This window comes from Sphingomonas bacterium (assembly GCF_903643035.1).
In the GTDB taxonomy this organism is placed as follows: Bacteria; Pseudomonadota; Alphaproteobacteria; order Sphingomonadales; family Sphingomonadaceae; genus Sphingomonas.
Genome location: NZ_CAHJWW010000071.1, coordinates 1 through 11,211, shown reverse-complemented (window position 1 = coordinate 11,211; position 11,211 = coordinate 1). Strand labels below are relative to the sequence as shown.

11 protein-coding genes are annotated in these 11,211 nt (G+C 71.6%); 1 reads left to right on the top strand and 10 read right to left on the bottom strand.

What is annotated here, in order from left to right:
• Positions 1-149: 149 nt before the first annotated feature.
• Genes fliG through HUV01_RS06490 form a run of 4 tightly spaced genes read right to left on the bottom strand, consistent with a single transcriptional unit; the run spans position 150 to position 4,600 of the window.
• A complete protein-coding gene (fliG, locus tag HUV01_RS06505) occupies positions 150-1,184 on the bottom strand; it encodes a flagellar motor switch protein FliG (protein ID WP_174297492.1) in 1,035 nt (344 codons plus the stop codon).
• A complete protein-coding gene (gene fliF, locus HUV01_RS06500) occupies positions 1,181-2,875 on the bottom strand; it encodes a flagellar basal-body MS-ring/collar protein FliF (protein ID WP_174297491.1) in 1,695 nt (564 codons plus the stop codon). The genes fliG and fliF overlap by 4 nt, the downstream gene beginning before the upstream one ends.
• 1 nt (position 2,876) lies before the next feature.
• Positions 2,877-3,224, bottom strand: a complete 348-nt coding sequence (gene fliE, locus HUV01_RS06495) for a flagellar hook-basal body complex protein FliE (RefSeq protein WP_174297490.1) — start codon at positions 3,222-3,224, stop codon at positions 2,877-2,879.
• Positions 3,221-4,600, bottom strand: a complete 1,380-nt coding sequence (locus HUV01_RS06490; protein ID WP_174297489.1) for a sigma-54 interaction domain-containing protein — start codon at positions 4,598-4,600, stop codon at positions 3,221-3,223. Before HUV01_RS06490 ends, fliE begins: the two co-directional genes overlap by 4 nt.
• A gap of 264 nt (positions 4,601-4,864) precedes the next feature.
• Here HUV01_RS06490 and HUV01_RS06485 point away from each other — a divergent pair, with 264 nt between their 5' ends.
• A complete protein-coding gene (locus HUV01_RS06485; RefSeq protein ID WP_174297488.1) occupies positions 4,865-5,683 on the top strand; it encodes a flagellin in 819 nt (272 codons plus the stop codon).
• A 341-nt stretch (positions 5,684-6,024) separates the two neighbouring features.
• Here HUV01_RS06485 and HUV01_RS06480 read toward each other — a convergent pair whose 3' ends face one another.
• The 6 genes from HUV01_RS06480 to HUV01_RS06455 all read right to left on the bottom strand — a co-directional run bounded on the left by HUV01_RS06480 (position 6,025) and on the right by HUV01_RS06455 (position 11,039).
• Positions 6,025-6,783, bottom strand: coding sequence for a sigma-70 family RNA polymerase sigma factor (locus HUV01_RS06480; protein ID WP_174297487.1), 759 nt, complete (start codon positions 6,781-6,783; stop codon positions 6,025-6,027).
• Positions 6,780-8,867, bottom strand: a complete 2,088-nt coding sequence (flhA, locus tag HUV01_RS06475) for a flagellar biosynthesis protein FlhA (protein ID WP_174297486.1) — start codon at positions 8,865-8,867, stop codon at positions 6,780-6,782. Before flhA ends, HUV01_RS06480 begins: the two co-directional genes overlap by 4 nt.
• Positions 8,867-9,706 carry a lytic transglycosylase domain-containing protein gene (locus tag HUV01_RS06470; protein ID WP_174297485.1) on the bottom strand — a complete coding sequence of 280 codons (840 nt, stop codon included), beginning with the start codon at positions 9,704-9,706 and terminating at the stop codon, positions 8,867-8,869. The genes flhA and HUV01_RS06470 overlap by 1 nt, the downstream gene beginning before the upstream one ends.
• Before the next feature lie 118 nt (positions 9,707-9,824).
• The gene (locus HUV01_RS06465) at positions 9,825-10,139 is read right to left on the bottom strand and encodes a flagellar protein FlgN (RefSeq protein WP_174297484.1); all 315 of its coding nucleotides are present in this window, start codon (positions 10,137-10,139) and stop codon (positions 9,825-9,827) included.
• Positions 10,126-10,431 carry a flagellar biosynthesis anti-sigma factor FlgM gene (gene flgM, locus HUV01_RS06460; protein ID WP_174297483.1) on the bottom strand — a complete coding sequence of 102 codons (306 nt, stop codon included), beginning with the start codon at positions 10,429-10,431 and terminating at the stop codon, positions 10,126-10,128. The genes HUV01_RS06465 and flgM overlap by 14 nt, the downstream gene beginning before the upstream one ends.
• Positions 10,432-10,505: 74 nt before the next feature.
• Positions 10,506-11,039, bottom strand: a complete 534-nt coding sequence (locus HUV01_RS06455; RefSeq protein WP_174297482.1) for a flagella basal body P-ring formation protein FlgA — start codon at positions 11,037-11,039, stop codon at positions 10,506-10,508.
• Between the last annotated feature and the right edge of the window lie 172 nt (positions 11,040-11,211).

Below are 11,211 nucleotides of genomic sequence, written 5' to 3'. Positions count from 1 at the left end.
CGATCCGGTCGCGCACGTCCACCGCCGCGAAGCCCGCGCCGGTCGCGAACGCGCGCGCGAGCACCGGCGCCGCCACCTCGTGCCGGGCGGAGAAGCCGGCGACGAAACCGCACGCGGCGCTCTCCCCGTCCTGAAGCGTCGTCGCCGGATCAGACATAGTCGTCGTCGCCGCCGCCCATCTGGAGCGTGCCGTCCTTGGCGAGCTGGCGCGCGACGCCGATGATGATCTTCTGCGCGTCCAGCACCTCCGACAGCTTCATCGGCCCGCGCGCCTCCATCTCGTCGCGGATGCCGTCGGCGGCGCGCGCGGACATGCAGCCCAGGAAGCGACCGCGCGCCGCCTCGTCCACGCCCTTCAGCGCGCGGGTCAGCGCGTCGGTGTCGACGTTGCGGATCAGTATGCCCAGGTTCTTGTCGTCCATTTCCAGCAGGTTGTCGAAGACGAACAGCGCCTCCTCGATCGCGCGGGCGACTTCCTTGTCGATCTTGAAGAGCTTGGGCATGACGCGCTGCTCCGTCGCCTTGCGCGCGCCCGACAGGATGCGCGCGGCCTCGCGCGTGCCGCCCAGCGTGACGCCCTGGCCCATTCCCCGGCTTCCCTGCGATCCGCCGCCGGCGCCGCTCGCGCGGTTCGCCAGCATCGTGCGCAGCGTCTCCACCGCTTCGGGCGTGATCGGGCCGAGGCGGGCGATGCGGTGCAGGATGTCCGGCTGGATCGCGTCGGGCAGCAGCTCCAGCACCTGGCTCGCCACCGCCGGGTCCAGGTTGGCGATCAGCACGGCGGCGATCTGCGGATGTTCCTTGTCGAGCACGCAGGCGATGTCGTGCGCGTCCATCCAGTCGAGCAGGTCGATCTGGCAAGCGGCCTCGGGCGGGGTGATGCGCGCCAGCACGCTGTCCGCCTTGGCGGGGCCGAGCGCGCGGGTCATGACCGTCTCGATCTGCGGGCGGGGGTTGAAGCTGATCCCGGTCCGCTCGCGGGCGCGGCCGACGAAGTCGTCGAGCACGTCCTCGACCTCCCGTTCGGACACGTCCGCGACCTTGAACATCGCGCTGCCAAGCTGGCGCACCTCCTCGGGATCGAGTTTCTGGAGGATCGCGGCGGCCTCGTCCTCGCCGACCAGCATCATCAGCACCGCGGCACGCTCGACGCCGCTGTAGCTGCGCGCAGCCTCCGGGCTCATTTGGGTTCCGCCCGGATCATGTCGCGCACCGCCAGCGCCGCGCGCGCGGGATTGTCGCGGGTGAAGCCACGCACCGCGCCGACGCGCTCGTCGAAGCTGCGCGACGTCTCGATCTGCTCCAGCGTGACGGCCGGCAGCACCGCAGGCTCACCTTCCCCCTCGGCGGACAGGCCGTCGGCGGCGCCGATCGGCTTGCCGGACGGGCCTGCCGCGGTGCCGGCCGCCTGCTTCTTCCCGATCGTCTTCAGCAGCGGCCGCACGCCCAGCATCAGGACCATCAGCGCGATCGCGATGGCGGTCAGGTTGCGCGCCAGCATCGGCAGCCAGCTGTTGTCGTACCAGGGCCGCTTGGCATCCACCGGATCGGTGCCCGCGAACTTGCGGCTGACGACGGTGACGACATCGTTGCGGCTCTGGTCGAAGCCGACGGCGCTTTTGACCAGATCGGTGATCTGCTGCACCTCGGCGGGCGAGCGCCTGCCCCCGGCGCCCTTGCCGTCGGGATCGCGCAGCAGCACGGCGACGCTCAGCCGCTTGACCCCGCCCGGCGCGGCGCGGGTGACGGAGACCTCGCGGCCAAGGTCATAGGCGCGCTGGAAACTGTCCGACTGCTTCTGCGCGTCGGGCGCGGGGGCGCCGGCGGCCGGGGAGGGGGACGCCGTGGGCACCGGCGTCGGCTGCTGCACGCTGCTGGCGGCGGGCGGCGTGTTGGACAGCGCGCCGGGGATGCCGCCGGGCGCGCTCGCGTCCTTCTGGTTGCCCGTCCAGTTGCCGGTCTCGGCGCGCAGGGTGCCCGCCTTGTCATAGCTCTCGCGCGTGGCCTGCGTCTCGTCGAGGTTGACGTCGGCCTGGACCTGGGTGGTGAAATTGCCGGCGCCGACCAGCGGCGTCAGCAGCTGCACCACCTGCTCGCGCACCTTGTCCTCGGTGCGGCGTTCCACCTCCAGCCGCCTCGTTCCCTCGCCGTCGCCCGCCTCTCCGCCGCCCCTGGTCAGCAGCGCGCCCATCTGGTCGACGATCGTCACCGCGTCGGGCTTCATACCGGGCACGGACGAGGCGACGAGGTTGACGATCGACCGTACCTGCGCGTCGTCGAGGCTGCGGCCGGCGTTCAGCTTCACCATCACGGAGGCGGACGGACTGGCGCTGTCGCGCACGAACACGCTGCTCTCGGGCATCGCGAGATGGACGCGCGCGTCGGCGACCGCGTCGATCTCCTGGATCGAGCGGGCGAGCTCCGTCTCGCGCGCCTGGCGCAGCCGCTCGCCCTCCACCGCGCGCGACACGCCCATCGGCAGCTGGTCGAGGATCGCATATCCACCGGGCGCCGCCTTGGGCAGGCCCTGGCCCGCCAGCAGCATCCGCGCGCGGCTGTAATCGTCCTCGCCCACCGTCAACGCGCCGGTTCCGTCGTCGAGGCGGCTCTTGATGTTGGCCTGGTCGAGCGCGGCCGTGACCGCCGCCTTGTCGGCGTCGGGCAATCCGGTGAACAGCGTCTTCTGCGTCGGGCTCGACAGCGTCATCCACGCGAGCGTGGCCGCCGCGATCAGGCCGACGAGCAGCACCATCGGCAGCGAGCGCCGCACCGCGGGCTGCGCGAGCACGCCCTGGATCTGACGGAGCGGATTGGCGAACCGCTCGGGGACAAGCGTCACGCCGCCAGGAGCGGGCGAGGGGATCAGCGCGCTCATGTCAGACCGGCATGCTCATGATGTCCTTGTACGCGGACAGGAGCTTGTTCCTGACCTGCAGCGTCGCCTCGAAGCCGACGCTGGCCTGCTGGCGGGCGAGCATCACCTTGGCGATGTCGACGCTCTCGCCGCGCTCATAGGCTTCCGATACCTGCGCGGCCTGGGCCTGGCCGGCGTTCACGTCCTTGAGCGCCTTGCTCATCGTGTCGGTGAAGCTCGTGGCGGGAGCCTGGGCGCTGGCCGGCGCCGCGGCGTTCGCGCGGCCCAGCGCCTGGTTCTGCTCCAGGATCTGCGCGCGCAGCGCCATCACCCGGTCGATGCCGCCCGCAGCGCCGATGCCGACGCTCATGCCGCACCCGCCTGACCAAGGGCGGCCCAGCCACGCCCGAACGACGGGGCGGCGCCGACATCCTCGCCCTGCTCGCGGGCGCGGGCGAGGCGATAGCGCAGCGTGCGTTCGGAGATGCCGAGCCGGCGCGCGGTCTCGATCCGGCTGCCGCCGCACTGGCGCATCGTCTCCCGGATGGCGGCGAACTCGCTCATCTGCACGACCTTCCCCAACGTTGCGGCTCCCGGTGTCGCGGCCTGCCCGGCAGAGCCGGGCGCCGCGTCGGCGCTCGCGGACGCCGGGACGGGCATCCTGGCCGACGCGGGAACGAGCGGCGCCGCGGCCGCCATCGGCCGATCGAACACCAGATGGCTCGCCTCGATCATGTCGCCGGCGCAGAACAGGAGCGCGCGCTGGATCACGTTCTCCAGCTCGCGCACATTGCCGGGCCAGTCGTGCGCGACCAGCGCGTCCACCGCCTCGCGCGTTGGCCAGGGGATCGCGGTGCGGCCGGCGGCGTGGCGCATCAGCATCGTCGCGGCGAGCGCGGGAATGTCCTGCGGCCGTTCGGCCAGCGGGCGCGTCGCCAGCGGAAACACCGACAGGCGGTAATAGAGGTCGGCGCGGAACCGGCCGGCCGCCACCTCGTCCTGAAGGTCGCGGTTGGCGCAGGCGACCACCCGCACGTCGACGGCCTGCGCGGCGGTGGCGCCGATCGGGATCACCTCGCGCTCCTGCAGCACGCGCAACAGCTTTGCCTGCAGGTTGAGCGGCATCTCCGCGATCTCGTCGAGCAGGATCGTGCCGCCGTCCGCCGCGCGGAAGAAACCCTCGCCACCCGACGACGCGCCCGTGAACGCTCCCTTCCGATGGCCGAACAGCATCGCCTCCAGCATCGATTCGGGCAGCGCGGCGCAGTTGATCGCGATGAACGGTCCGTCGCGGCGCGGCGACTGGTTGTGGATCGCGCGGGCGATCACCTCCTTGCCGGTGCCGGTCGGGCCGTTGACCAGGACGGTGATGTCCGCTTGCGCCACGCGCGCGGCGAGCGCCAGCAGCGCCAGGCTTTCGGGATCGGCGGCCGTCGGCGCGTCCGGTCCGGCGACGGCCGCCCGCACGAAGCCGTTGCCGATGCTCGCGTCCCGGTGTCCAAAGGCGATCCGGGCGGGATTCCCGTTCGCGGCCGGCACCATGCGCGGGCCGCCGTCGGACTCGCCGACCGGGACGTCGCCGACCACGACCGTGCGCGCGGGCGCCGTCACCGGCTCGCCGTCCGCCAGCAGGATCATGTCGGCCCGCTCCCCCTCGGCAGCGACGACGAAACCCTGCGCGCGCAGCGAGGATATCAGCGCATACCGCTGGGCGAGCAGGGTGCGGGAAGGAAGGATCGAACGCATGCTGGTCCCCTTGAATGTCGCGAGGATGCGGCCCGAATGGTGAAACGCAGGTTAAATCGGCAGCCGGGCGGCGGAATATTTCCGGGCGTGTGACCGCGCGCGGGCCAGCGCCCTCGCGCGCGCGACCGGGGAGGGGGCGGGCCGCGGGATCGAGCCCGCGATTTTTCCGCTTAAGTCCGCCGCCCGGCGGCCGTTACCCAATTCGGCGGCTCGGCCCTTCGCTCTGGGGGCGGCGGGGAAGCCGCAGACAAACGGAGACATTCCATGACCGTGATCGCGACCAACATCTCGGCGCTGCGCGCCGCCAACGCATCCACCTCGGCCAACAACATGCTGTCGACGTCGATGCAGCGCCTGTCGACCGGCAGCCGGATCAACTCGGCCAAGGACGATGCCGCCGGCCTCGCCATCTCGTCGTCGATGACCTCGCAGATCCGCGGCATGACGCAGGGCATCCGCAACAGCAACGACGGCATCGCCATGGCGCAGACCGCCGACGGCGCGCTCGACGAGGTCACCAACATGATCCAGCGCGTCCGCGAGCTGGCCGTCCAGTCCGCGTCGGGCACCTACAGCGACAGCGACCGCACCGACATGCAGACCGAAGTAACGGCGCTGACCGGCCAGATCACGAACATCTTGAAGAACACCGATTTCAACGGCGTCAAGCTGTTCGACGGTTCGGCCGGCACCGCAGGCGCGGTGACGATCCAGACCGGTTCGAACACCGCGGACACGGTGACGCTGAACCTGAAGACGCTCGATCTGACGACGGCCGTCGCCACCGACATCACCACGCAGACCAAGGCGTCGGGCGTGCTCGACACGCTCAACACCGCGCTCCAGACCGTCACCACCGCCCGCGCCGGCCTGGGCGCCGCGGAGAGCCAGCTGACCTCGGTCGTCGCCAACATGACGAGCGACGTGACGAACCTGACGGCCGCCAAGAGCCAGATCAGCGACACCGACTTCTCCGCCGAGACGGCGAGCCTCGCCAAGGCGCAGATCCTGTCGCAGGCGTCGACCGCGATGCTCGCCCAGGCGAACCAGAGCCAGCAGGGCGTGCTGAAGCTTCTCCAGTAATCGGCCTTGGGTCCCGGCGCCGCCCCCATCTGGGTGCCGGGGCCGATCGGACGATCGCCGGACGGGAGGACCCCGGTGGCAGCGATGCCGCCGGGGTCCTTCGCGTGCGTAGCGCGGATGATCGGGTGGCGCCGACCGTCATCGCGGAGAACGCCAGGATCGCTATGGGCGGCGTACGACGTGCGAAAGGACCGCGGCGTTCGCGAGACCTTGGCGGAAACGTCGCTTCCACCCCGGCCTGCGCGGGGCAGGGGATGCCTGCGCGCCAAACGGGTTCGCGAAGGTCCCGGCGTTCGCCGGGTGACGGAAGGGAACGCGGCGGCGTGCAGCGTCAACGGGGGTCAGCGCCGGCCGGCGAGCGCCTTTTTCAGGCGGGCGTGGGCCGCACCCTTGATCTGGCAGACGCGCGCGGCGCCGACGCCGATCACCTGGCCGATCTCCTCGAGGTTCAGTTCCTCGACATGGTAGAGCTGGATCACCAATGCCTCGCGCTGCGGCAGCGCGGCGATCGCGGCGATCAGCGCGTCGCGCAGCTGTCCGTCGGCGAGCTGGTCGAACGCGTCGGCCTCCTCGCTGGCGAACCAGGGCAGGTCGTCGGCATAGACATCGTCGATCGGCTCGAGGCGAACCGCCTCGGCGGTGGCATAGTCGGTCCGCAGCCGTTCGACGGTGACGCCCAGCCTTTCGGCGACCGCCATCTCCTCGGGCGCCCGGCCGGTCTCGGCGGTCAGTTGCCGTACCGCATCGGCCAGCGCCCGCCGGCGACGCATCGCGCCGCGGGTCGTGGTCGCCTGGCGGCGCAGCTCGTCGATCATCGCGCCGCGGATGCGGGTGACGAGGTACTGGCGATAGGCGATGGCGCCGCGGTCCTCCGTCGCCCCGCCCGCCGCCGCCTCGACCAGCGCGATCAGCCCGACCTGAACCAGGTCCTCGACGTCGACCAGCGTGCTCATCGCGCCGTGGACGTGCCAGGCGAGCCGGCGGACCAGCGGCAGGTGCTGGCGCACCAGCGCCTCCGCCTCGCGGCCGGCGCGCGGGCGCGGGCTGTAGGTGAGCGGCGTTCCGTGCGCGAACGCCTGCGGGGCGGCCTGGGCGGTCACGCCGCCATCGCCTGAAGCTGGGGCTGTATCGGATTCTGGGGCTGGCCGGACGCGCCGATCACGGCGACGACCTCGACCGACTTGTCCTCGGGCACCTCGAAGAAGCTCATGACTGGGGTGTCCGGAAGGCAGGTGCGGACCAGCTTGCGGATCGCGACGCGGATCGCGGGCTGGACGACGAGCGCGAAGGGCTTGGCCTCCGCGATCAGCGGCTGGGCGGCGTGGGTCAGCGCGTCGACGATGCGACGGCCAAGGTCGGGCTCGATCGCATGGCGACGCGACGGGTCGGCGCGCATCGCCTGGCCGAGCAGGCTCTCCAGCCCGCCCTCCAGCGTCATCACGCGCAGCGGCTCGCGAACGCCGCACAGCCGGCCGATGATGAGCGGGCCGAGGTCCGGCCGGATCGCCTCGATGATGTCGTCCGCATCCTGCGTGCGCTGCGCGACGACCGAGATGGCGGCGGCGATGCGGCGGAACTCCTTGAGCGGCACGTTCTCCGCCAAGAGGCCGCGCAGCACCTGCGTCAGCGTCGTCAGCGCCAGCGGCGCGGGCACCAGCGCGGCGGCGAGCTGCGGCGAGCGTTCCTTCAGCCCGTCGAGCAGCGACTGCACCTCGTCCGGACCCAGCAGCTCCGCCGAATGGCTGCCCAGCGCGTGGTTGAGGTGAGTCGCCATGACGGTGCCGGGATCGACCACCAGATAGCCCGCGCCGGTCGCGGCGTCCGCGTCCCCGGGCGCGATCCAGGTGGCGTCGAGGCCGAACGTCGGATCCTTCGCCTTCTTGCCGCGAAGGGTCCCGACCGCCTGGCCCGTGTCGAGCGCCAGCATCTCCTCGGGCGCGACCTGGTCCTCGCCGACGCATACGCCGCCGACCATGATGCGATAGGTATAGGGCGCAAGGTTGATGTCGTCGCGCACCCGCACCGACGGCACGACGAAGCCCAGGTCCTTCGACAGCTGGCGGCGCACGCCGGTGATCCGCCCCATCAGCGGCGCGCCCCGCCGCTCGTCGGCGAGCGGGACGAGGCCGTAGCCGATGTCGAGGTTGACCTGCATCGCGTCCGTCACCTCGTCCCAGCCGATCTTCGCCGGATCGGGCACGGCGGGGGCCGGCTCCGGCGCCGCCGGGCGCATGGCCATCTTGTGCAGCCGCCACGCCATGAAGCCCGCACCCGCGGCGGCGGGCAGGATGACGAGGTGCGGCATCCCCGGCATCACGCCCAGCAGCGCCAGGATCACCGCCACCGGCGTCCAGGTGCGCGCGGCGCCGAACTGCGTGCCGATCTGCCCGGCGAGGTCCTGCGACGAGCTGACGCGCGTGACGATCGCGGCGGCGGCGATCGACAGCATCAGCGACGGCAGCTGCGCGACCAGCGCGTCGCCGATCGCGAGCAGCAGATAGCTGTGCGCCGCCTGCGCCATCGTCAGGCCGTGGGAAACGGGGCCAAGGATCAGCCCGCCGACGACGTTGGCGGCGAGGATCAGCAGCGCGGCGACCGCGTCGCCCTTCACGAACTTGGACGAACCGTCCATCGACCCGTAGAAATCCGCCTCGGTCGCGACCTCGACGCGGCGCAGCTTCGCCTCGTCCGGCGTGATGAGCCCGGCGTTGAGGTCCGCGTCGATCGCCATCTGCTTGCCCGGCAACGCGTCGAGCGTGAAGCGGGCGGACACTTCCGACACGCGCCCCGCGCCCTTGGTCACGACGATCAGGTTGATTATCATCAGGATCGCGAAGACGAAGATGCCGACGACATAGTCGCCGCCGATCAGGAAGCTGCCGAACGCCTGGATGACGTGGCCCGCCGCCGCCTCGCCCTGATGGCCATGGACCAGCACGATGCGGGTCGACGCGACGTTGAGCGCGAGCCGGAACAGCGTGGCGAAGAGCAGCACCGTCGGGAAGGCGGAGAAATCGAGCGGCTTCTGCGCATTGAGGCTCACCATCAGCACCGCGAGGCTGATGGTGATGTTCATCACGAAGAACACGTCGAGCAGCGCCGACGGGATCGGCACCACCATCAGCACGACCAGCAGCAGGATCGCGACCGGCAGCGCGGCCTGGCGGAGGGGAAGTCTGCCCATCAGCGGCTGCTCATCTGCGCGAGCATCATGTACGCCAGGCGCGCGGTGTCCGGCGTCGGGCGCAGCAGGCTGCCCGCGTTGCCCGCCGCCGTTCGCAGCTGGCCGATCGTCGACTGCGCCCAGGCGACCGCGTCGTCCGCGCTCTCGCCGGCGCCGCTCAGCACCGTGGAGCCGTCGGCGAGCGCCGCCTCGATGCTGGTGCCGGTCGGCAGCGTCCCATTGGCGGCGGAGCCCAGCTTGTCGGCGAAGCGGGAATAGATGTCGGACAGCGAGCGCGCCGATCCGTCGCTTGCGAAGAACACGTTGCGGTTGGCGCGCGCGGCGGCGGGGAACAGCGCCGCGCCGCTCGCGTCGGGATGCGTCGCCATCGTCGACAGGAACTGGCGCGCGCCGCCCGGCCCCATGAAATGCGCCATGTAGAGGTCCGTGCCCGTCGCCGCGCGGCCAAGGCTCGCCTCGAGCACGCCCTTGTTGTCGGACGCATATTCGGCCGCCATCAGGCTGGCGGTGCCGGGGTCGTTGCGCAGTGCCAGGATCGCAGAGCGCGTCGCGCCGTCCGACACCGACAGATGCCCGTTCGCGCCCTGGCCGATCGCATCCGCCGCCCAGCCAAGGCCGTGCTCCGCGCCGTGTTTCTTGACGACGGACAGCCAGCTCTGGTCGACGAACTGGTAGAGGCCGGACGCGGACGAGGTGCCGGCATGCGCACCGGCGTTCAGCCCGCTTTCCAGCTTCGCCTGGCCAAGCAGGTACGAGAAGTCGACGCCTGTCGCCCTGGCCGCGGACGCGATCGCCGTCTGGATGCCGCTGGCGGCCTGAAGAACCGAACTGACGCCCACATCACCCCTGCTGGCAGCGGACCGCGTAGCGGCGATCCTGTCAGCGGTGGATCAGCAAGCGGTGTGCCAGGTGCCCGGTCCGCTCTCGCGACGGGCGCGGCGCCATCGTCCCATGGCCTCAGGCATATGCCGCGATCGTCCCCCGGCGATAGGCGTTGCCGCCTTCGCCGGTCAGGATCTGCAGGCGACGGCGGACATTTGCCGCCAGGAGGTTGACGTAGATGCGGCAGGTCTCGTTCAGCCGGTCCGCCTCGTCGGCAAGCTCGCGCAGCTCCGGCCCGGCGGGGCCGTCGCCCAGCGTGCGGACCTCCTCGATTGCCGTCAGCTTGTCGCCGGTCGCGCGCTCCAGCGCAGCTATGTCGTTGTCTTTCAACGCGATTATCTCGCCATGGAGCGACTCGATCACCCGGATCAGCGCGTCACGTCTCGTCATGCGAAATCCATTCGTAGCGGAACGCCATCATCTGGTCGGCTATCGTCGCCGGCAGGATCGGGAAGGTGCCGTTGGCCAGCGCCAGCTTGATCTGCTCGACCCGGTCCGTGTCCACCGGGGCGGAGGCGGCCACCGCCTTTGCCAACGCGGCCAGCTGAGGCCCGGCAGCGGCAGCGGGAGCCGGCGTGGGTGTCGCGACCGGCGTCGCGGCCGCGACCGGTGCCGTCCGCGTGACCGCGGAAGCGGACAGCCCCACCGCCGCCCCGCCTCCCATCGTGATCCCGTCCACCATCTCCGCACCCTGTGCCTGACCTTGTCGGGCGGTGAAACGACCTCTGCGTGGACGACTTTAGCGATTTTTCGATCTCACCAGCCGGGCAGGGTGGCGCGGCCGCTGTCGACCGCCACCGCCTGTACCGGCCCCTTGGCATCGTCGCACCGGACGAGGAAGCGCGCGCCGGGTGCGGCGTCGCCCATCGCGATCCCCTCGCGCGTGATCGAGAAGCCGTCGGTGCCCGCCTCCACCAGCACCGGATCGCCGCGGCGGATCACCGGGGGCGCCCGCACGGCGATCGGCGTGACGGGGCCGGCGGCGATCGGGAGCGGGCCTGCGTGCAGCACCGGGACGAACACGCGCCACAGCTGCGCGTCCTCGGAGCCCGGACAGCTGACGACCACCGCGTCGTGCGTCTCGGTGCGCCATGCCATCGTCACCATCGGACAGGCGGCGAGCCGCAGTCGCGGGTCCACGGGCGTGCGGGCGCCGCCGTCCGTGCCGACCGGCCGGCCGGTGAACGAGGCCACCGCCCGGTCGATCGCGCCCGTGCTCTGGAAGCCGGCGGCCGGCGCGGGCGTGGTGCCGGCGACGAGCAGGACGAGGAAGGCGATGGCGATCTTCATGGCTGGTTCCCGGTGAAGCCGATCGTCACCGTCGCCGTGCGATGGCCCGAGGTGACGGCGGTGGCGATGATCAGGCGTGTGGGGACGAGGTGGCGGGGCGCGACCCGCGCGGTGGCGAGCGCGCCGGCGAGGACGCGCGCGCGATCGGCCGCCAGCACGGCACCGCTGCCCG